This window comes from Agromyces humatus, from assembly GCF_021228295.1.
In the GTDB taxonomy this organism is placed as follows: domain Bacteria; phylum Actinomycetota; class Actinomycetes; order Actinomycetales; family Microbacteriaceae; genus Agromyces; species Agromyces humatus.
In genome coordinates this window covers 138,553-157,577 of the sequence record NZ_JAJQPD010000007.1, presented here as the reverse complement: position 1 = coordinate 157,577, position 19,025 = coordinate 138,553, and the positions used below count along the sequence as shown (strand labels likewise).

The 19,025-nt window shown below is 70.2% G+C and carries 23 protein-coding genes; 9 read left to right on the top strand and 14 right to left on the bottom strand.

Translation table 11 applies throughout. The annotated features are described in order from the left end of the window. Window positions 1–12: 12 nt before the first annotated feature. The 3 genes from LSF15_RS13280 to purD form a co-directional block, all read right to left on the bottom strand. Window positions 13–855: a VOC family protein gene (locus LSF15_RS13280; RefSeq protein ID WP_232499117.1), complete on the bottom strand. Its 843-nt coding sequence runs from the start codon at window positions 853–855 to the stop codon at window positions 13–15. A 95-nt stretch (window positions 856–950) separates the two neighbouring features. Then, window positions 951–1,898: a phosphoribosylaminoimidazolesuccinocarboxamide synthase gene (locus LSF15_RS13275; protein WP_232499020.1), complete on the bottom strand. Its 948-nt coding sequence runs from the start codon at window positions 1,896–1,898 to the stop codon at window positions 951–953. Window positions 1,899–1,995: 97 nt separating this feature from the next. Next, entirely contained in the window at window positions 1,996–3,330 is a 1,335-nt protein-coding gene (gene purD, locus LSF15_RS13270) for a phosphoribosylamine--glycine ligase (protein WP_232499019.1), read from the bottom strand. Window positions 3,331–3,372: 42 nt separating this feature from the next. Here purD and LSF15_RS13265 point away from each other — a divergent pair, with 42 nt between their 5' ends. The 3 genes from LSF15_RS13265 (at window position 3,373) to LSF15_RS13255 (ending at window position 4,764) form a co-directional block, all read left to right on the top strand. Further along, entirely contained in the window at window positions 3,373–3,777 is a 405-nt protein-coding gene (locus LSF15_RS13265; RefSeq protein WP_232499018.1) for a sterol carrier family protein, read from the top strand. A gap of 123 nt (window positions 3,778–3,900) precedes the next feature. Further along, window positions 3,901–4,287, top strand: a complete 387-nt coding sequence (locus LSF15_RS13260) for a hypothetical protein (protein ID WP_232499017.1) — start codon at window positions 3,901–3,903, stop codon at window positions 4,285–4,287. Between the two features lie 90 nt (window positions 4,288–4,377). Beyond that, window positions 4,378–4,764, top strand: coding sequence for a potassium transporter Trk (locus LSF15_RS13255; RefSeq protein WP_232499016.1), 387 nt, complete (start codon window positions 4,378–4,380; stop codon window positions 4,762–4,764). A 120-nt stretch (window positions 4,765–4,884) separates the two neighbouring features. Here LSF15_RS13255 and purF read toward each other — a convergent pair whose 3' ends face one another. From purF to LSF15_RS13240, 3 genes are all read right to left on the bottom strand, one after another. Further along, complete coding sequence (gene purF / locus LSF15_RS13250; protein ID WP_232499015.1) at window positions 4,885–6,342, bottom strand: amidophosphoribosyltransferase; 1,458 nt, start codon at window positions 6,340–6,342, stop codon at window positions 4,885–4,887. A 122-nt stretch (window positions 6,343–6,464) separates the two neighbouring features. Further along, entirely contained in the window at window positions 6,465–7,196 is a 732-nt protein-coding gene (locus LSF15_RS13245; protein WP_232499014.1) for a glutamine amidotransferase, read from the bottom strand. An 18-nt stretch (window positions 7,197–7,214) separates the two neighbouring features. Continuing rightward, entirely contained in the window at window positions 7,215–7,649 is a 435-nt protein-coding gene (locus LSF15_RS13240) for a hotdog fold thioesterase (RefSeq protein ID WP_232499013.1), read from the bottom strand. A 63-nt stretch (window positions 7,650–7,712) separates the two neighbouring features. On the opposite strand from LSF15_RS13240, the gene LSF15_RS13235 reads away from it, so the two are divergent. After that, window positions 7,713–9,002, top strand: a complete 1,290-nt coding sequence (locus LSF15_RS13235; protein ID WP_232499012.1) for an acyltransferase family protein — start codon at window positions 7,713–7,715, stop codon at window positions 9,000–9,002. Here the strand turns inward: LSF15_RS13235 and LSF15_RS13230 are convergent. Continuing rightward, window positions 8,983–9,591 (bottom strand): zinc-binding alcohol dehydrogenase, encoded by a 609-nt coding sequence (locus LSF15_RS13230; protein WP_232499011.1) that lies wholly within the window; start codon window positions 9,589–9,591, stop codon window positions 8,983–8,985. The two genes, LSF15_RS13235 and LSF15_RS13230, sit on opposite strands and share 20 nt — an antisense overlap. A 71-nt stretch (window positions 9,592–9,662) precedes the next feature. Here LSF15_RS13230 and purM point away from each other — a divergent pair, with 71 nt between their 5' ends. Both purM and LSF15_RS19075 read left to right on the top strand, forming a co-directional pair. Continuing rightward, window positions 9,663–10,790: a phosphoribosylformylglycinamidine cyclo-ligase gene (gene purM / locus LSF15_RS13225; protein ID WP_232499010.1), complete on the top strand. Its 1,128-nt coding sequence runs from the start codon at window positions 9,663–9,665 to the stop codon at window positions 10,788–10,790. A 12-nt stretch (window positions 10,791–10,802) separates the two neighbouring features. After that, window positions 10,803–11,576 carry an LLM class flavin-dependent oxidoreductase gene (locus LSF15_RS19075; protein ID WP_232499009.1) on the top strand — a complete coding sequence of 258 codons (774 nt, stop codon included), beginning with the start codon at window positions 10,803–10,805 and terminating at the stop codon, window positions 11,574–11,576. A 150-nt stretch (window positions 11,577–11,726) separates the two neighbouring features. On the opposite strand, the gene LSF15_RS13215 is transcribed toward LSF15_RS19075, so the two are convergent. Further along, window positions 11,727–11,939, bottom strand: a complete 213-nt coding sequence (locus LSF15_RS13215; protein ID WP_232499008.1) for a DUF3073 domain-containing protein — start codon at window positions 11,937–11,939, stop codon at window positions 11,727–11,729. Between the two features lie 185 nt (window positions 11,940–12,124). On the opposite strand from LSF15_RS13215, the gene LSF15_RS13210 reads away from it, so the two are divergent. Together LSF15_RS13210 and LSF15_RS13205 are read left to right on the top strand one after the other, a co-directional pair. Further along, on the top strand, window positions 12,125–13,300 hold the full coding sequence (locus LSF15_RS13210) for an FAD-dependent oxidoreductase (RefSeq protein ID WP_232499007.1): 1,176 nt from the start codon (window positions 12,125–12,127) through the stop codon (window positions 13,298–13,300). A gap of 147 nt (window positions 13,301–13,447) precedes the next feature. Further along, window positions 13,448–14,122, top strand: a complete 675-nt coding sequence (locus LSF15_RS13205; RefSeq protein ID WP_232499006.1) for a copper resistance CopC family protein — start codon at window positions 13,448–13,450, stop codon at window positions 14,120–14,122. Here the strand turns inward: LSF15_RS13205 and crcB are convergent. The 5 genes from crcB to LSF15_RS13180 form a co-directional block, all read right to left on the bottom strand. After that, window positions 14,108–14,488 (bottom strand): fluoride efflux transporter CrcB, encoded by a 381-nt coding sequence (crcB, locus tag LSF15_RS13200; RefSeq protein ID WP_232499005.1) that lies wholly within the window; start codon window positions 14,486–14,488, stop codon window positions 14,108–14,110. The genes LSF15_RS13205 and crcB overlap by 15 nt on opposite strands. Next, entirely contained in the window at window positions 14,485–14,904 is a 420-nt protein-coding gene (locus tag LSF15_RS13195) for a fluoride efflux transporter FluC (protein ID WP_232499004.1), read from the bottom strand. The genes crcB and LSF15_RS13195 overlap by 4 nt, the downstream gene beginning before the upstream one ends. A gap of 26 nt (window positions 14,905–14,930) precedes the next feature. Continuing rightward, entirely contained in the window at window positions 14,931–15,449 is a 519-nt protein-coding gene (locus LSF15_RS13190) for a GNAT family N-acetyltransferase (protein WP_232499003.1), read from the bottom strand. Between the two features lie 149 nt (window positions 15,450–15,598). Then, the gene (locus LSF15_RS13185; RefSeq protein WP_232499002.1) at window positions 15,599–16,249 is read right to left on the bottom strand and encodes a PadR family transcriptional regulator; all 651 of its coding nucleotides are present in this window, start codon (window positions 16,247–16,249) and stop codon (window positions 15,599–15,601) included. After that, window positions 16,246–17,139 carry a DUF4097 family beta strand repeat-containing protein gene (locus LSF15_RS13180; protein ID WP_232499001.1) on the bottom strand — a complete coding sequence of 298 codons (894 nt, stop codon included), beginning with the start codon at window positions 17,137–17,139 and terminating at the stop codon, window positions 16,246–16,248. The genes LSF15_RS13185 and LSF15_RS13180 overlap by 4 nt, the downstream gene beginning before the upstream one ends. Window positions 17,140–17,427: 288 nt before the next feature. Between LSF15_RS13180 and LSF15_RS13175 the strand changes: the two genes are divergently transcribed. After that, window positions 17,428–18,186 carry a MerR family transcriptional regulator gene (locus tag LSF15_RS13175; RefSeq protein WP_232499000.1) on the top strand — a complete coding sequence of 253 codons (759 nt, stop codon included), beginning with the start codon at window positions 17,428–17,430 and terminating at the stop codon, window positions 18,184–18,186. A gap of 84 nt (window positions 18,187–18,270) precedes the next feature. On the opposite strand, the gene yczE is transcribed toward LSF15_RS13175, so the two are convergent. Then, window positions 18,271–18,981, bottom strand: coding sequence for a membrane protein YczE (yczE, locus tag LSF15_RS13170; RefSeq protein ID WP_232498999.1), 711 nt, complete (start codon window positions 18,979–18,981; stop codon window positions 18,271–18,273). Window positions 18,982–19,025 lie beyond the last annotated feature (44 nt).

The window sequence follows — 19,025 nt, the reverse complement described above, 5'->3', positions numbered from 1 at the left end:
CGCGGGATCGCGTCAGCCGGCAGCGCGCACCTCGACGAGGTTCGACCACGGGTCGTCGAAGGTCAGGGTGCGGCCGTCGTCGCGAGCCGGAACGCTGTGGTGCGACATCCGCTCGCCCAGTTGGCCGAGGTCGTCGGCGGTCGGCACGACGATCTCGACCTTGCCGAGCCCGAGTGCGAGCTGACGGCGGCCGGCGCCGCGGCTGTTCCACGTGTTCATGGCCATGTGGTGGTGGTATCCGCCCGCCGAGACGAAGAGCGCCTGGCTTCCGTACGTCGTGGTGAGCTCGAAGCCGAGGCGATCCACGTAGAACTCGCGCGCGCTGTCGACGTCGCCCACCGAGAGGTGCACGTGGCCGATGATCGCGTCGCCGAGTCCGGTGCCGGTGGCCGCGGCGGACGCGCCGGTCTCGGTGAGGTGCTCGCGAAGGTACTGGTTGGGGTCGAGGAAGATGGTCGACATCTCGACCTGTCCGTGCACCCAGCTCCACTTCGAGCGGTCGCGGTCGACGTAGAGCTCGACGCCGTTGCCTTCGGGGTCGTTGAAGTAGAACGCCTCGCTCACGAGGTGGTCGGAACTGCCCGTGAACAGGCCCGGGTACTTCGCCGCCACCGAGTACACGGCGGTCGCGAGCGCCTCGGCCGAGTCGAACAGCACGGCGGTGTGGAACAGGCCGGCGCTGCTCGGCGAAGCGTGCTTCAACTCGGGGGCGTGCTCGAGGATGACCAGTGGGGTCGTCCCTCGGCCGAGCACGGCCACGGGGCCGTCGTGGCTCAGCAGTTCGAGCGTCACGCCGTCGCGGTAGTAGCGGATCATGCCGTCGAGGTCGCCGACGCGCAGCGTCACTGCGCCCATGCCGGTGTCGGCGGCGAGGAGTCCGCTCTTCGGGGTCTCGTTGGTTGTAATCACAACTAATGATAACTCAGGTCTGCGCGAACCTATTCCCTGCGCTACGCCGCGGTCAGGCGCTCGAGCAGCGCGCGGTAGCGCGCGGCGGTCTGCTCGACGATCTCGTGCGGCAGCGTCGGCGGCGTCTCGGACGCGTCCTGGTCCCAGTTCTTGGCGAGCCAGTCGCGCACGATCTGCTTGTCGAAGCTCGCCATGCGCAGCTCGGGGGTCGCGGCGGTCGCGTACGCCGCGGCATCCCAGTACCGCGAGGAGTCGGAGGTGAGCACCTCGTCGGCGAGGGTGATCATGCCGGTGGCGCGGTCGGCGCCGAACTCGAACTTCGTGTCGGCGAGGACCAGGCCGCGCCCCTCGGCGATCGCCGCCGCGCGCTCGAAGATCTCGATCGACAGCGCGCGCAACTGCGACGCCACGACCTCGCCCACGAGTTCTACCGTGCGCTCGTACGACACGTTCTCGTCGTGCTCGCCCAGGGGCGCCTTCCACGCGGGCGTGTACAGCGGCTCGGGGAGCTGGTCGCCGTTCGCCAGCCCCTCGGGAAGCGCGATGCCGCCGATGGCGCCCGTCTCCTGGTACTCCTTCCAGCCGCCGCCGGTGAGGTAGCCGCGCACGACGCACTCGATCGGGAACATGTCGAGCGTGCGGCACAGCGTCGCGCGGTCGCTGACCGCCTCGGGCACGTCGGGCAGCGCGAGCTCTTCGAGCCGGTCGTTCAGCGGGTACGCCAGGTGGTTGGCCACGTCGGGCAACTGGTCGAACCACCAGTGGGTGAGACGCGTGAGCATCGCGCCCTTGCCGGGGATCTCGGGCTCGAGCATCCGGTCGTAGGCACTGACGCGATCGGTCGCCACCACGAGCACCACGGGCGAGAGGTGCAGCGGATCGCCCGTCCACGAGTCGTCGTCGTCGAGCAGCTTCGTGGGCACGTACAGGTCGCGCACTTTGCCCGAGTACACGTGGGTCCAACCGGGCATCTCGCCGTTGTCGCTCATGCGGTTCAGTCTACGAGCGGGCGCCCGCGGCCGGCCGCTACCGCCGCCGCGTCGGTGCGCCCGGCGCAGAGCCGGCGATGGCGCGGGCCCGACGACCCTATTCGGTGACGCGCGCGGCGATGTCGGTGCGGTACTGGCCGCCGTCGAGCCGCACGTGACCGAGCGCCTCGTAGGCCCGCCGCCGCGCCTCGGCGAAGTCCTTGCCGACGGCGACGACGTTGAGCACCCGCCCGCCCGTCGCGAGCAGCGGCGGGTGGGGGTGCGGCTCGGTCATCGCGCCGATCGCGGTCGACGCGTGGGCGACGTGCACACCGGGCACGGATGCTGCAGCCTCGAGCCCCTCGATGGCGCGCCCCGTCTCGGGGGCCTCGGGATACCCTTCGCTCGCGAGCACGACCGTCACCGCGGCATCCGGTCGGAAACTCGGCCGCGGCAGCCCGCCCAGCCGGCCCGTCGCGGCCGCGAAGAGCAGGCCCGACAGCGGCGTCTCGAGGCGCGGCAGCACGACCTGCGTCTCGGGGTCGCCGAAGCGCGCGTTGAACTCGATGACGCGGATGCCGCGCGACGTGAGGATCAGGCCCGCATAGAGCAGTCCGATGAACGGAGTCTGCTCGTGCGCGAGTCGGCGCACCGTGGGCAGCGCGATGGTCTCGATGACCTCGTCGACGAACGCGTCTTCGCTGCCGAACCGGCCGCCGCGACCGTCGACCGCGTCGCCGAGCCACGGCAGCGGCGAGTAGGCGCCCATGCCGCCGGTGTTCGGCCCCTGATCGCCGTCGCGCAGGCGCTTGTAGTCCTGCGCGGGCGAGAGCGGCAGCACGTGGGTGCCGTCGGAGAGCAGGAAGAGCGAGACCTCTTGACCATCGAGGAACTCCTCGACGAGCACCGGGCCCTGCTGCAGGTAATGGGCGGCGTGCGCGAGGGCGGCGTCGCGGTCTTCGGTGACGAGCACGCCCTTGCCCGCGGCCAGGCCGTCGGCCTTCACGACGTAGGGAGCGCCGAACTCGTCGAGCGTGCGGCCGACCTCGTCGATGGTGTCGGCCAGCGTCGCACGACCGGTGGGCACGCCCGCCACCTCCATGATGCGTTTCGCGAAGGTCTTCGATCCCTCGAGTGCCGCCGCGGCCTTGCCGGGGCCGAACACGGCGATGCCGCGGGGGCGCAGGGCGTCGGCCACACCCGCGACGAGGGGCGCCTCGGGCCCGATGACGACGAGCTCGATGTCGTTGTCGAGCGCGTAGTCGGCGACGATGACCGGGTCGGTCGGGTCGAGCGCGATGGTGATCACGCTGCCGCGTGCCGACGAGGTGTGGGAAGCCGCGATGCCGGCATTGCCCGGTGCCGCGATGATCTCGTGGCCGGCCTCTTCATCGAGGAGCGCGAGGATGATGGCGTGCTCGCGCGCGCCCGAGCCGAGGACGAGGATTCTCACCGACTCAGGCTACCGTCTTTCGGATTCCGGGATGATGGAGTCATGGCACGCGCGAGGATCAACGACGAGGTCGGACGGGCGGCGCTCGGGGTGGTGCGAGCCGTCGCCGAAGGGAGCGCCGATGTCGCGGCATCCCTTCGAGAGCCTCAGGACATCGCCGTCGATCGCACGACGCTCGCGCTCGCCGTGCGGTACTCGCTGCAGGTGCTCGCCGAGCTGGCGCCCGGCGGCACCGTCGAGGTGCGGGTGCCGCCGTATGCCGCCGTGCAGTGCGTCGAGGGTCCGAAGCACACGCGCGGCACGCCGCCGAACGTGATCGAGACCGATGCCTCGACCTGGCTGGCGCTCGCCACCGGCGCGCTCTCCTGGGGCGACGCGCGCGCCGCCGGCCGGGTGCAGGCTTCGGGCCAGCGTGCCGACCTCAGCGGGCTGCTGCCGATCGTCTGAGAGCGGCCGAGCCGAACAGAGAAGGTTCTGGCTGCCTGGCGGAGTGTCACCGCTCGACACGCCGTCGCACCGCCGAGGCTTCGTGCACTTCCGCGACGTCGCGGCGGACGATACGCTCGCACGGTGCCGCTCACGTCGATCGCCGCCATTCTCATCTGCGTCCTCCTCGGCGCGCTCGCAGTGTTCCAGCTCGCGCTGGTGTGCGGCGCTCCACTCGGTCACTTCGCTTGGGGTGGCGCGGATCGGGTGCTGCCGGCGCGCAAGCGGGTCGGGAGCGTCGTCGCGATCGCGCTGTACGCCGTGTTCGCCTGGGTATTCCTGATGAAGGCCGGGCTCGTGCAGATGGTGCTGCCCGAGATCGTGGTCGACGTGGCCGCATGGGTGATCGCCGCCTACTTCGCCCTCGGCATCGCACTCAACGCCATCTCGCGCAGCAAGCCCGAGCGGTACACGGCGACGCCCGTCGCGATCGTGCTCACCGTGCTCTCGGTGATCATCGCGATCGGATGAACGTCAGCCGCGCCTGACGGCAAGACGCGGCTGCATGCCGGATGACCCGTAAGCGTGCGCCCCGCCCCGCGGATGCGGGACAATGGAGGGGTGAGCGATCCGCAGAACCCCGCCCGGCCGTCCGAGCCTACCGACGACGACATCCTCGTCGTCCGCGAAGACGAGGTCGAGACCGATGTCGTCAACGACACGGTCACCGTGCGGCGGGCACCCCGCTTCGGGCGCTTCATCGCGCTCGGTGTCGTCGTCGGCGCGATCGTCGCGCTCATCCTCACCTTCTCGTTCTCAGGAGAACCCGCGCCCGAGCTCGGGCTCGACTTCGACCGGGGTCAGGTGTTCGGCTTCCTGCTGCTGCTGTGCGGCGTCATCGGCGCGGCGCTCGGCGCCGTCGTGGCACTGCTCATCGACCGGGCGACCGCCCGTCGGGCGAAATCGGTCGTCGCCGAGCACTCGTCGACGCATCACATCGACGAATAGGCGTGACGCCGCGCAAGCGGCTCAGCACTCGCGTTCGCGCGCCCGAACCCGTTCGAGCCAACGAATTCGGTGCCTCCAACGTGACGCCGACCGCGGATGCCCCGACGCCGCGGCGGCGGCTCAGCTGAGCTGGGTCTTCTCGACCCACTCGAGGTACTCCTCGGTGACCGTGCCGGTGACGTAGTCGCCGGTGAAGCACGACATGTCGAGCTGCTCGATCGAGGTGCCCTGGGTGATCGCGGCCTGCAGGTCGGCGACCTCTTGGTAGATCATGTGGTCGGCACCGAGCTCGCGGGCGATCTCGGGGATCTTGCGCCCGTGGGCGATGAGTTCCTGCCGGCTCGGCATGTTGATGCCGTAGACGTGCGGGAACCGCACCGGGGGAGCCGCCGACGTGAACGTCACCTTGTTGGCGCCGGCCGCGCGGGCCATCTCGACGATCTGCTGCGACGTCGTGCCCCGCACGATCGAGTCGTCGACGATGAGGATGTTCTTGCCCTTGAACTCGGTGCCCATGGCGTTGAGCTTCTGGCGCACCGACCGCTTGCGCTCGGACTGGCCGGGCATGATGAACGTTCGGCCGACGTACCGGTTCTTGTAGAAGCCCTCGCGGTACTCGATGCCGAGCTTCTGCGCGACCTGCATCGCGGACGGGCGGGACGAGTCGGGGATGGGCATGACGACGTCGATGTCGCCCTTGCTCATGTGGGTCGCGATGGTCGTCGCCAGCCGGTCGCCCATGCGCAGGCGCGCCTCGTAGACCGAGATGCCGTTCATGACCGAGTCGGGGCGCGCGAGGTAGACGTACTCGAACGAGCACGGCACCAGCCGCGGGTTCGTCGCGCACTGGCGCGAGATCATCTCGCCGTCGAGCGTGATGAAGATCGCCTCGCCGGGATCGACGTCGCGCACGATCTCGTAGTCGCCGTTCTCGAGCACGAGCGACTCGGAGGCCACGATCCACTCGGGCTTGCCGGCTTTCGTCATGCGACGACCGAGGATCAGCGGGCGGATGCCGAACGGGTCGCGGAACGCGAGCAGACCGTAGCCCGCGATCATCGCGATGACCGCGTACGAGCCCTCGACCCGCTCGTGCACCTGGGAGACGGCCTCGAACACCTGGTCGGGGTCGAGCTCGAGTCCCTTGATCTGCCCCTGCAGTTCGGTGGCGAGCACGTTGAGCAGCATCTCGGTGTCGCTCGTGGAGTTCACATGACGGCGGTCGATCGAGAACAGGTCGCCGGAGAGCTCGCGCGTGTTCGTCAGGTTGCCGTTGTGCACGAGGATGATGCCGTACGGCGCGTTCACGTAGAACGGCTGCGCCTCTTCTTCACGCTCGGCCGCGCCCTTGGTCGTGTAGCGAACGTGACCGAGTCCCATGTCGCCGATGAGCGAGCGCATGTCACGGGTGCGGAACGCCTCGCGCACCTGGCCCCGGGCCTTCGCCATGTGGAAGACGGGGCCGTCGGCCGTGGCGATGCCCGTCGAGTCCTGACCGCGGTGCTGCAGCAGCAGCAGGCTGTCGTAGATCTGCTGGTTGACGGGTTCGGTGGAGACGATGCCGACGATGCCGCACATTCGAGCGATGGCTCCTCGTGGGGGGTGTGGTGATGCGCCCGAGTTGGACGATCCATCCTCCCACACGCGCGCGTGTGAGCCGCCTGAGCGGGACCTCGTGCTCAGCTGAGCGGATGCCCCCGCTACCGGGCGTGGCGCTCGACGAAGTTCCGGAGCATTCGGCTCGGGTACGACACCGGCGCTCGCCGCACCGCGGCCAGGGTCGCCTCGAGCTCGTCGGCGGCGAAGTAGCCGTGGTCGGCGTAGGCGTGGATGCGCACGGTGATGCCGTCGACATCGAGCTCGGGGTGGAACTGCGTCGCGTACACGTTCGCACCCACGCGGAACATCTGCACCGGGCAGGTCGGCGACGACGCGAGCAGGGTGGCCGTGCCGGGCAGTGCGGTGATGGCCTCCTTGTGTCCGACGAAGGCGTTGAACGTCGGGGGCAACGCCGCGAGGATCGGGTCGGATGCCCCGGCGTCGGTCAGCGTGACCGGAACGACGCTGATCGGCTCGGAGTAGGTGCGGTCGATCACGGCACCCTGGTGGACGCCGACGGTACCGACGCCGTAGCACGCACCGAGGAACGGGAAGTCCCGGGCCACGACCTCGTCGAGGAGCGCGCCGAACTCCGCCTCGACCCGGTGCTGCACCGGTGTCTTCTGCTCGGGCGGGTCGGAGGCGTTGAACGGGCCACCGCCGACGAAGATGCCCGAAAGGGCGTCGAGGTCGAGCCGCGGCATGGGCGCCGCCTCGAGCCGTACCCGGATGAGATCGCGCTCGTCGAGTCGGGAGTTGCGCAGGAAGAGCGCGTACTCCTCGTCGGCAGGCTGGTCCTCGGCACGCGTGGCGAGAAGGACGAATGGCTTCACGGCGTCGGCTTCACGGCGTCAGTATTCCGACGGCCTCGCGAGCACCGCCATCGTGCAGCGCGAGATGCACACGAGCTTGCCCGCTTCATCGGTGACCTTGATCTCCCACACCTGCGTCGTGCGCCCGCGCGTGAGCGGCTTGGCCTCGCCGTACACCCAGCCCTCGGCCACGGGGCGCGTGTGGTTCGCGTTGATCTCCATGCCGACGCAGTAGTTGGCTGCGGGGTCGACCGTGAACGTCGCGCCCCAGCTCGCGAGCGTCTCCGCGAGGGCGACGGATGCTCCGCCATGCAGCACCCCGCCAGGCTGGCGTGTGCGCCCGTCGACCGGCATGCGACCCTTCAGCGAGTCGTCGGTCAGCTCGGTGATCTCGATGCCGAGTTCGTTGAGGAGGGTGCCGTCGCGACGCGAGTTCGCCCAGTCGATCGAGGGCTCGCCGAACCAGATGCTCATGCCCTCGAGTCTGGCACGGCGCGGGTATTCCCTCAGCGGTCGCCGACCGACAGGATGTCCTCTATGCCTGACGCCCGCGCCGCCCTCCTCGCCCGCCGCGACCTCGTCGTCGACCTCGCGCGCGTGGCCTGTGTGCTCCTCGTCGTCGTGATCCACCTCATGATGATCGGCGTCGGCCTCGATGCATCCGGTGCGATCGTGGTCTCGCGTCCGCTCGAGGCGCAGCCGTGGTTCGACGCGGCCACATGGGTGGGGCAGATCATGCCGCTCTTCTTCGCCCTCGGCGGCTTCACGGCGGTGACGAGCTGGCGCAGCCTCCAGCGGCGAGGCGGCACTGCCGCCGACTTCATCCGCGCCCGAACGATGCGGCTCGCGATGCCCGCGCTCGCGCTGTTCGCGTTCTTCGCCGCCGTGCTCGGCGCTGCGACGCTTGCCCGGGTCGACCCGGTGCTGGTCGAGACGGTCGCGGCGGGTGCCGGTACCCCGCTCTGGTTCCTCGCCGCGTTCCTCCTGGTGCAATGCCTCGTCCCCGTGCTGGCCGGACTGCATCGACGGGCGCCGCGCCTGACGCTGACCTCGCTCGCCGCCGCAGCCGTGCTCGTGGACGCCGTCCGCGTCTCGAGCGGTGTCGTCGACGTGGGCCTGCTCAACCTCGTGTTCGTCTGGGGGTTCGCGCAGCAGTTGGGCTTCTGGTACGCCGACTGCTGGTTCCGCCGGCGTACGCCGCCACAGCTCGTCGGGCTCGCCGCCGCCGCCTATCTGCTCATGTGGCCGGGCGTCGAGGCGGGCTGGTACTCGTCAGACATGCTGACGAACCTGAACCCGCCGACCGCGCCGCTCATGCTGCTCGGCGTCGCCCAGATCTGCCTGCTCAGCGTGCTGCACACCCCACTCTCGGCCCTCATGTCGTCTCGCGTCGCCCAGGCGGCGGTGTTCTTCATCGGGAGCCGCGCCATGACGGTGTACCTCTGGCACCTTCCGGTGATCATCGTCGTCGCGGGGCTGACGCTCCTCGTACCGGGCGCGGCTCCCGAGCCGGCGAGCGCGGCCTGGTGGGCCAGCCGCCCCGTGGTGCTCGTCGTCGTGCTCGGCGTCGTGTGGCTGGTCTCGGTGCCGCTCGCGCGCTTCGAGGCGGTTTCGGCGACCGTCCCCGACGGATTCCGCCGCCCCCGGACGGCGGCCGTCGTGGTGGCTGCGGCGCTCGCGTTCATCCCGCCGTTCTCGGTCATGCAGTTCTTCCTCGACCTGCGACTCGCCCTCGTCGGCACCGTGCTGCTCGCGGCATCCATGCTGCTCGATCGACCGCGTCGGCTCCAGATGAGCGCGCCGGCGACTACGCGAGTTCGGCGATGATCGGGTGGATGGCATCGTCGAACGCCGAGGCATCCGATCGCAGTGAATCGGTGACCGCGACGCTCATCGCACCGATCCACCACACCCCGACCGCCGCGAACGGCACGACCTCGACGTTGAGCTCGAACGAGTGGGCACGGCGGCCGACCTCGCGTTCATGCTCGGCGATCGTGCCGGCGTAGGCGCGGTAGGAGTCGCCGCGTCGTGCGGCCGACGCGTTGCGGTAGCCCTCGTGCGCCCACTCGGCCCACGCCCGTGCGGCCTCGGCGTGCGGCACGATCGCAGCGGCGAGCACCTCGGCGTCGGACACCGGCAGCGCCACCTCGGTGTCGTACGCCTCGATGAGTTCGAGCGGTACCGGTGACGGATGCGCCTCGGGCTCGACGGTCATCGCCCACCACGCGCGCCACTGCCGCTCGAGCAGGTCGTGCTGGTCGATCTCGAGTTTGGCGCCGACCGCGCCGACGTCGCGCAGCCTCGGCAACTCGACCGGCGAGGCGATGCCGAGCGCCTCGCGCAGGTACAGGGCGAGCAGCACCGGGCGACTCGCGTTCTCACGGATCACCCACGACGGTGTGCCCCCGGACATACCGGAATTCTACTCGCCTCCATCGGGGAGCGGGCGGATGTCGCCGCGCGACGCGCGGGTACGCTTGGGGCGTGACCTCGAACTCGTCGTATGCTGCCGCCGGAGTCGACACCCACGCGGGTGATCTGGCCGTCGAACTCATGAAAGAGGCTGTCGCCGCCACGCACGGCCCGAACGTGCTCGGCGGGGTCGGCGGGTTCGCGGGCCTGTTCGACGTCTCGTTCGCGAAGGACTACGCGAAGCCCCTGCTCGCGACCTCGACCGACGGCGTCGGCACCAAGATCGCGATCGCGCAGGCGCTCGACAAGCACGACACCATCGGCCAAGACCTCGTGGGCATGGTCGTCGACGACATCGTCGTGGTCGGCGCGAAGCCGCTGTTCATGACCGACTACATCGCGTGCGGCAAGGTCGTTCCCGAGCGCATCGCCACGATCGTCACCGGCATCGCGCGCGCCTGCGCCGACACCGGCACCGCCCTCGTCGGCGGCGAGACCGCCGAGCACCCGGGCCTCATGGGCGCCGACGACTACGACGTCGCGGGCGCCGCGGTCGGCGTCGTCGAGGCCGACCGCCTGCTCGGTGCCGAGCGCGTGGCCGACGGCGACGCGGTGATCGCCATCGAGTCGAGCGGCCTGCACTCCAACGGCTACTCGCTCGTCAGGCACATCCTGAATACCAAGGCCATCGGGTACACGGATGCCGCAGCTGACCTCTCGACGACGTGGGGCGAGGCGCTGCTCGAGCCGACACGGCTCTACACCGGCCCCCTCGTGCAGCTGCTCGCCGGCCCCCATGCCGATGCCGTGCACTCCCTCTCGCACGTCACCGGAGGCGGCATCGCCGCGAACCTCGCGCGCGTGCTCCCCCGCGGTTCGTGGGTCGAACTCGACCGTTCGACGTGGTCGCCTGCCCCGGTGTTCCGCGTGCTCAACGACCTCGCCGGCACGACGCTCGAGTCGGCGGAGGGCACCTGGAACCTCGGCATCGGGTTCTTCGCCGTCGTCGCGGCCGAGGCAGCGGCATCCGTGATCGCGGAACTCGGCGGCCTCGGGCTGCCGGCCTGGCAGGCAGGAACCGTGACGATCGGCGATCGCGATGCTTCGACAGGCTCAGCACGGCGCCTCGACGGGTGGGAGCAGGGAGCCAAGGGCGTCGACGGCGGTGCCGTGCGCCTCGTCGGCGGCTACGCGAGCTGACCGGGCCGACCCGTGAGCTCAGCCGTCTCGATCGGCATCATCGGCACGACTCCGCCCGAGGTCGTTCGCGCGCTCGCCCCGCGCATCGAACGCCTCGGATTCGCGACCCTGTGGATCAACGACGTGCCGGGCGGCGACTCGCTCGCCGGGCTCCGCGTCGCGGCCGGAGCGACATCGACGCTCGGCCTGGCCACCGGGGTGATCCCGATCGACCGCCGGCCGGTCGACTCACTCGATCTCAGCGGGCTGCCCGCCGAACGGCTGGCGCTCGGCATCGGCGCGGGCAGGGTGACGACCCGACCCGTCGAGTACGTCGGCGCGGGTCTCGCGGCCCTGCGGGGAATCACCGACGCGCAGATCATCGTCGGTGCGCTCGGCCCTCGTATGCGTCGCCTCGCGGCAGAGCAGGCCGACGGGGTGCTCCTGAACTGGCTCACGCCCGCGGCCGGTCGCGTCACCGCGGGGGAGCTGCGTCGCGACGCGGCCGGTCGGGACGATCAGCACTCCGTGCGGTCGACGCTGTACGTGCGCACGATCGTCGACGAGTCGGCGCGGTCGGTGCTCGATCGCGAGATCGGGCGGTACGAGTCGGTGCCGGCCTACGCCGCGAACTTCGAGCGCCTCGGCTTCCGCGCCGCCGACGCGACCATCACCGACGCGGCGAGGCTCGCCGAATACGTCGATGGCGACCTCGATGAGATCGTGCTGCGCGCGATGACGCCCTCGAACTCGCTCGTCGAACTCGAGGCGTTCGTCGAAGACGCCGCCGCCTGGCGGGGTCGCTGAAGGCGTGCCGGGGTCGCTGAAGGCGTGCCCGACGCGTGCTGCACCGTGTGCGTGCCCGCGGCGCACCGACCCGGACGGGGTCATCAGCCGATCGAGACGATCAGGTGCGTGCGGCGAACGCGCAGGGAAGGTCGGCGACGATCAGCGAGGCTATGCGCGCTGTTCGCGCTGTTCGTCGCCGGTGACGTAGGTGTCGTCGTCTTCGGCGGCATACTCCGCCCACTTCGACGCCTCTTCGCTGTAATCGTCATGCGGCGAACTCGTGAGTTCGCGCTCAAGCGCGTTGTAGTCGGTGTTCGGGCTGAAGTACTTCAGCTCGCGAGCGACCTTGGTGTGCTTGGCTTTCTGACGGCCGCGCCCCATGCGTGACCCCCTTACGACATCTGGCCGGGTGGGATGGTCTTCACCCGGCGCTCATCTGATAGTTGAATTTCGTCCGGATGCCAGTTTAGCACCGCGCCGAGCCACCTTCGGTGGTATCCACACCCCCGAAATCGCGTGCAGCGATCGTGCTGCGGGCACACAGCAAGCCATGTTGAGATGGTCAGGTGATACCCGCCCCTGCACGCGCGAAGGTCGTGGTGATCGGCGCAGGACAGGCGGGGCTGTCGGTGGCGTACTACCTGCGTCGCTTCGAGCTCGTCGCCGACGAGGACTTCGTCGTGCTCGACCGTGCACCCGGTGCCGGCGGCGCATGGCAGCACCGTTGGTCGTCGTTGCGACTCGGCACGGCGCACCGCGTCAACGACCTGCCCGGCATGGCCGAGCTCGGACTGAGCTTCGACACCGCCGACCGCGACCTCCCCGCGAAAGAGGTCGTCGCCGACTACTACGGCAGGTTCGAGCAGCACTACGACCTTCGCGTGCACCGGCCGGTCGACGTGCGCTCCGTCGGGAACGAGGGCGCCGACCTTGTCGTGCGGTACGAAGACCTCTCGCCGAAGCCGGTCGAGGAGCTGAAGGCTCGCGGGCTGTTCGGTCGCCGTCGCAAGAGCTTCGAGGCCCCGGCGAACCAGCGCGCGCCGCAGCACGAGATCGTCACGAGCTTCCTCGTGAACGCCACCGGCACGTGGGGCTCTCCGTTCGTTCCCTTCTACCCGGGCATGGGTGAGTTCGCCGGCAGGCACCTGCATACCTCCGACTACATCGAAGCCGAGGACTTCCGCGACCAGCACATCGTCGTCGTCGGTGGCGGCACATCGGCCATCGGGTTCATGCTCGAGCTCGAGAACGTCGCGGCCGGGCTCACCTGGGTGTCGCGCCGCCCGGTCGACTGGATCGACCGGCAGGAGCTCGACCTCGAAGGCGCGTCGGCCGCCGTGGCCATGCAAGACGAGGCCGCGCGTTCGGGCCGCGCCCTGCCCTCGATCGTGAGCGGCACCGGCGTGCCGAAGAGTCGCCGCATCGCCGCCGGCATCGAGCGCGGCCTGCTCGTCGCACGCCCCATGTTCGACCGCATCGAAGCCGACCGCGTCGTGTGGGACGGCGACGAATCGGGCATGGCCCGTGCCGACGCGATCATCTGGGCCACGGGGTTCCGGCCCGAGCTGCGGCACCTGGCACCGCTCAGGCTGCGCGAGAAGGCCGGCGGGGTCACCGTCGGGCAGGGCGCGGCGTGGAGCGACCCCCGGGTCTTCCTCGCCGGCTACGGCCCGCAGGCGTCGACGATCGGCGCCAACCGCGCCGGTCGCATGATCGCGCGCCAGATTATGGCGATGCTGTAGCTTCCACTCAGGCCGGGTGGAGTGGGGGTGCGCGTCGCCGAGTTCGGCGGCAACTCAGGCGCGATTGCTATGTTGGCACCGAACTCGTCGCCCGTGGCTCCACCACGGAACATCCGTTCGACATCCCGCCTCAGGAGGCTTCTCGTCATGCCCACGTCACCCACCGCCGTCGCCCGCGCCGCGACCCGCACCAGCCCCGCAGCCCGCATGCGCGCGGTGGCGCTCGCTGCCGCGGCGCTCGCCGTCGCACTCGGCATCACCCTCGCGGGCGGCGCGCCCGCGTTCGCGCATGACGAGCTCATCGGGTCGAGCCCCGAGCCCGGTGAGGTGTTCGACGCCGCTCCGGCCGAAGTGTCGCTCACGTTCTCGGGCGCCGTCATCGAAGCGGGCACGGCGGTCGTCGTCGTCGACCACCACGGTGAAGAGATCGAGGTCGGCGCCCCGGTGATCGCCGGGTCCGACGTGACGGCGGCGCTGCCCGCTGACCTCGCGGGCGACTACCAGGTGCGCTGGCGCGTCGTCTCGTCCGACGGCCACCCGATCGAGGGCGCCATCGACTTCGGCGTCGGCGCCGATGCGACCGGCACCTGGACCGAAGAGGCGCCGCACGACGACGCCCCGGTCGACAGCGCAGCCACGAGCGAGTCCGAGCAGGCGGAGGACACCGCCGCGACCGGGCCCGATGGCTGGACCATCGCCGGATTCGTCATCGGCGCGCTCGGCATCCTCGCCCTCGCCGCAGCCCTCATCGTCGCCGCTCGCCGCAGGAGCGCCGGCCCCGGCGCAGGCCCGGGTGGTTCAGATGGGTCAGCTGACCAGTAGGTAGCCGCCGGCCGCGGCCGCGATTCCGAGCACGAGCGTCATGACGACGTTCAGGGCCGCGGCGCGCCAGCGCCCGCCGTCGACGAGCTCGATGGTCTCGACGCTCCACGTGCTGAACGTCGTGAGCCCGCCGCAGAACCCCGTGACGAGCACGAGCCGCAGGTCGCCGTCGAGCGCCGCGCGCTCGGCGAGTCCGATGAGTGCGCCCGCGACCGCCGAGCCGACGACGTTCACGATGAGGATGCCGCCGGGCAGGTGCCCCGGTCGCACCGGCAAAGCACGCGAGAGCGCGTAGCGCAGCACCGCGCCGACCGCCCCGGCGACGAGCACGGCGGCGACCACGAGGGGCGAGAGCGCGCCGGTCACAGGGTCTCACCCGCGTCGGTGACCTCGGTGGGCATGGGGCGATGCGCGATGAGCGACCCGATGCGCAGCCCGGCTGCCGCGGCGGCGAGCCCGCCGAGAACCGACACGAGCAGGTACGCGACCGCCGTCAGCCACTCGCCCTCGCGACCCAGCACCACGAGCGCCGCCGTGACGGCCGAGAGCGTCGTGAAGGACCCGAGCAGCCCCGGGCCGATGCCCGCCTTCAGCCACATCGGCGTCGACGGCCGGGTCCAGAGGCCGCCGACCAGCCACCCGAGCGCGAGGGCGCCGGCGAGGTTCACGACGAGGGTCTCGACCGGGAACGCGTCGTCGGCGTGCGGGAACGCGAGGTCGCAGGCGAGGCGGAGGCCGGTGCCGACGAGGCCGCCCAGGGCGACGGCGAGATACGAGCGCACCCCCAGAGGCTACGCCCGCTCGGCTGCTACGACGGCGACGGCTCGGCGAGGTCGTACACCCAGTTGTTCGAGGTCTGCCAATTGCCCGGCGGGTACTCGAACTCTTCTTGCCCCTCGAGCCGGAAGCCCGCCTTGCCGCAGATCGCGTTCGACCCGACATTGTCGACGCGGGGATAGGCCCAGAGGCGCCCGGTCTCACCGCGGGCGCGCGCGTCGGCGATGAGGACGAGCAGTGCCCGGGTCGCGATGCCGCGCCCCTGATAGGCCGACTCGACCGAGAACCCGCATTCGAGCGCGTTCGACTCGCCCGGGATCTCTCGCCGCCAGTAGCCGATGGAGCCGACGCCCTCGGGATGACCCTCGATGACGATGCGGAACATGCGTGCCGAACCCTCGCGCCAGAACCGCAGATAGCGCTCGTGGCGCGCAGCGAGCGCCTCATCGGTCTCGGGCCCGCCGAGGTTCGCCATCATCTCGGGCGTGTTGCCGCGCTGCAGGGTGGCGAGATCGTCGTCGGACCAGGGCACCAGTCGCACGTCTGCCATGCCCCCATCGAAGCACTCACCGCCGACACGCGAACAGGCTGCGGGTTGAGGAGCGCCGCCGGCGCGTCGGGAACCCGGATGCTCGCACGTCGCGTTTCGAGACGCGCACTCCTTCGTCGGGCGCTCCTCAACCCGCAGTTCGGCCGACCTCAGCGGTCGACGAGCGTCGCGAGCACGTCGGCGCGCACCTGCGCGAGCCGCGCCTTCAGCAGGGTCACCGACTCGGGAGACACCCGCCCCCGGTGCGCCTGCGTACGCAGATCGGTGCGAAGCTGCTGGCGGAACTCGTTCAGCACGAGGTCGGCCTCGTGCACGGCACGATTCGACTCTGCCTGCAGGTTGAACGCCGCGCCGCCGCTGCCGGCGCCCGTCGTGTCGGCGGAGCTCGCCGAAGCGGTCCTGGCCTGGCGCTTCGCCTCGCGCGCGGCGCTCGCGAGCTCTGCCCGCAACGACCGCATCGCGTCATTCACCTCGGCGCGCACGCCGTCGGCGAGCCGCCGCACCGAATCGGTGACCTCGTCTTCGATCGCGTCGAGCTCGTGCCGGCGGGCGTCGAGCTCGGCCCGGCCGGTGTCGGTGATCTCGTAGACCGTCTTGCGCCCGTCGGTCGTCTTCGAGACGAGCCCCTCCTCTTCGAGTTTCGACAGGCGCGGGTAGATCGTTCCCGCGCTCGGGCTGTACGTGCCGCCGAACCGGTCGCTGAGCGCCTGGATGAGCTCGTAGCCGTGGCGCGGCTGTTCGTCGAGCAGCGCCAGCAGGTAGAGGCGCAGGCTTCCGTGGGCGAAGACCGGCGGGGTCATGCCGACGCCTCGGGGTCGGCCGCCCCCGTGGAAGCCGAGCTGTTGTCGTGTGCGTGGCCCGCGGCATCCGCTCGCTCGTTCGCGGGGATCTCGCGACGCATGACCGAGATCGAGCCCGACACGCTGTTCGCGCCGAGGTCGAGCCACTGGCCGGCGAGCTCACCGGTGACGCGCTCGAAGCCCTTGCCGAGCATGCCCTTGATGGTCGTGTCGTCGAGCAGCACCGTGCCGCTCACCGTGTTGATGCGGTAGCGAGCCCCGCTGCCCGCGTCGAAGCGAACCGTGAGGTCGCCCGAGACGGTGTTCGTGTCGACCTTGTCGGGTGTGCCGAACGAATCGAGCACGATGTCGCCCGAGACGGTGTCGGCGCTGAACGAGCGCACGTCTCCGGTGGCGACGATGTCGCCCGAGACCGAGTGCGCGGTGATGCGGCCGATGTGGTTGCCGGCCGACATCTCGCCCGAGACGCTCGAGAGCTCGACATCGCCCTCGTGAGTGTCGAGCACGAGGTCGCCCGAGACGGTGCTGAGCTTCGCATCGGTGGCGAAGCCCGAGACGAGCGTGTCGCCCGAGACCATGCCGAGCTTCATGACGACGTGGCGCGGCGCGAGGATCGACACCTGCGCCTTGGCACTGCCGGCCCAGCCCTTGAAGACCTCGATGAAGTTGTCCCACCGCAATTGCGGGTGGTCGATGTCGAGCACGTCTCCGTCGATCTCGACCTTCAGGTCTTTCCCGGTGACGCCCGTGATCTCGATGCGCGCGCCGGGCTCGTCGTGCGCGATGACATCGACCTTGCCGCCGATGAGGCTGACCTTGAGCTTGCGCACGAGCTCGAGGTCGATGACCCGGGACTCGCCCGGGGCGATGACCCACTTCTCGATGGACATGTCGTGTTCTCTCCTTCATTCGCGATATATCGCGTTGGGCTTCTGGTAACACGATATATCGCGTTGCCCGGCCGCGCAAGTGTGATGTCGTGTGTTGCTCGTTCAGGGGATTTGGGTGACACGCCGTGCGACGAGGCGCCCCAGACGGCGAGTCGCCAAAATCCCCTGAACGAGCAGAAGGGCGGGCGGATGTCGCGGCGCTTGACATTGACGTGGCGTCAAGCTTTACCGTGGCAGGTGTCGGGTCGAGAACGGTCCGAAGGCCGCGAGAGCGAAAAGGAGGACGTCGTGGACTGGTCGATCCAGGAGATCGCGAAGCTCGCCGGTACGACGAGCCGCACACTGCGTCACTACGACGACATCGGGCTGCTCACGCCCGCGCGCATCGGGTCGAACGGCTACCGCTACTACGACGAGCCGGCGCTCGTACGCCTGCAGCGCATCATGCTGCTGCGCGAACTCGGGCTCGGACTCCCCGCGATCGGCGACGTGCTCGACCGTGAGGAGAGCGCCCCGCACGCCCTGCGCAGCCACCTCGAGTGGCTCAGGCAGGAGCAGCAGCGACTGGCGCGGCAGATCGCGTCGGTCGTGAACACCATCGGAGCACTGGAAGGAGGTGAACGACTCATGGCAGAGAACATGTTCGACGGCTTCGACCACACTCAGTACAAGGAGGAGGTCGAGCAGCGTTGGGGCAAGGACGCGTACGCGAAGAGCGATGCGTGGTGGCGCTCGATGAGCGCCGAGGAGAAGACGGACTGGCAGCAGCGGGTGTCGCAGCTCAACCGCGACTGGATCGCGGCGTCCGAACGGGGCATCGACCCGACTGGCGACGAGGCGCAGGCGCTCGCGCAGCGGCACTTCGAGTGGCTGCGCGGTATTCCGGGCACGCCCGGCAGTGACGGGCAGGGCCCGACGAAGGAGTACTTCGTCGGTCTCGCCGAGATGTACGTGGCCGATGAGCGCTTCGGCGCGAACTACGGCGGCCAGGCCGGCGCTGGGTTCGTGCGCGACGCGATGACGGCCTACGCCGACCGCAACCTGTAGAAAGCGCGCGATGGCCCCCGAGGTGTCCCGGCCTCGGGGGCCATTGCCGTGCGCGTCAGGGCGAGCGGATGTCCCGGAGCGCGGTTACTCGACGACCGCGGTCGCGCGGGGCGTGGGAACCGCGCGCGATGCCCGGGCCGGGACATCCGCTCGCACGCTGCGCTCGGTGCGCGAGCCGCGCTTGATCGCGAACAGGGGGATCGCGTACCCGCAGATCGGGCCGATGAGCAACGCGAACGCGACCGTGCCGATGCCGACGTTGCCGCCGAGCAGCCAGCCGGCGGTGAGCACGATGAGCTCGATGCCGGTGCGTACGATCCAGATCTTCCAGCCGGTGACGCGGTGCAGCCCGGTCATGAGCCCGTCGCGCGGGCCCGGGCCGAAATGAGCGCCGATGTAGAGGCCGGTGGCGGCGCCGAGCACGAGGATGCCCGCGGCGAGCAGGCCGATGCGCGGCCAGAGGTCGAGGCCCGAGGGGATCAGCCAGAGGCCGACGTCGGCGGCGGGGCCGACGAGCAGTGCGTTCATGACGGTGCCGAAGCCGAGGCGCTGGCGCAGGGGGATCCAGAGCAGCAGCACGACGCCGCTCGTGAGCACGGTGATGAGGCCGAAGCCGAGGCCGGTCTGCTTGGCGATGCCCTGGGTGAGCACGTCCCACGGGGCGACCCCGAGCTCGCCGCGCACGATGAGGGCGATGCCGATGCCGTAGAGGAAGAGCCCGGCGAAGAGCTGCACGAAGCGGCGCACGAGCACGGGTGCGGAATCGGTGGACCGGGGAAGGGTGAAGCGTGGCATGATGCAATCCAATTCCACGATTGGCCTTATGGCAAGAAGCCAAT

What these genes read in the sequence shown, in the direction of transcription:
- LSF15_RS13280 (WP_232499117.1), bottom strand. Translation starts at nt 855, where the DNA reads ATGGGCGCAGTGACGCTGCGCGTCGGCGACCTCGACGGCATGATCCGC.
- LSF15_RS13275 (WP_232499020.1), bottom strand. Translation starts at nt 1,898, where the DNA reads ATGAGCGACAACGGCGAGATGCCCGGTTGGACCCACGTGTACTCGGGC.
- LSF15_RS13265 (WP_232499018.1), top strand. Translation starts at nt 3,373, where the DNA reads ATGGCACGCGCGAGGATCAACGACGAGGTCGGACGGGCGGCGCTCGGG.
- purF (WP_232499015.1), bottom strand. Translation starts at nt 6,342, where the DNA reads ATGTGCGGCATCGTCGGCATCGTCTCCACCGAACCCGTCAACCAGCAG.
- LSF15_RS13240 (WP_232499013.1), bottom strand. Translation starts at nt 7,649, where the DNA reads ATGAGCATCTGGTTCGGCGAGCCCTCGATCGACTGGGCGAACTCGCGT.
- LSF15_RS13235 (WP_232499012.1), top strand. Translation starts at nt 7,713, where the DNA reads ATGCCTGACGCCCGCGCCGCCCTCCTCGCCCGCCGCGACCTCGTCGTC.
- LSF15_RS13230 (WP_232499011.1), bottom strand. Translation starts at nt 9,591, where the DNA reads ATGTCCGGGGGCACACCGTCGTGGGTGATCCGTGAGAACGCGAGTCGC.
- LSF15_RS13215 (WP_232499008.1), bottom strand. Translation starts at nt 11,939, where the DNA reads ATGGGGCGCGGCCGTCAGAAAGCCAAGCACACCAAGGTCGCTCGCGAG.
- LSF15_RS13205 (WP_232499006.1), top strand. Translation starts at nt 13,448, where the DNA reads ATGCCCACGTCACCCACCGCCGTCGCCCGCGCCGCGACCCGCACCAGC.
- LSF15_RS13190 (WP_232499003.1), bottom strand. Translation starts at nt 15,449, where the DNA reads ATGGCAGACGTGCGACTGGTGCCCTGGTCCGACGACGATCTCGCCACC.
- LSF15_RS13185 (WP_232499002.1), bottom strand. Translation starts at nt 16,249, where the DNA reads ATGACCCCGCCGGTCTTCGCCCACGGAAGCCTGCGCCTCTACCTGCTG.
- LSF15_RS13180 (WP_232499001.1), bottom strand. Translation starts at nt 17,139, where the DNA reads ATGTCCATCGAGAAGTGGGTCATCGCCCCGGGCGAGTCCCGGGTCATC.
- yczE (WP_232498999.1), bottom strand. Translation starts at nt 18,981, where the DNA reads ATGCCACGCTTCACCCTTCCCCGGTCCACCGATTCCGCACCCGTGCTC.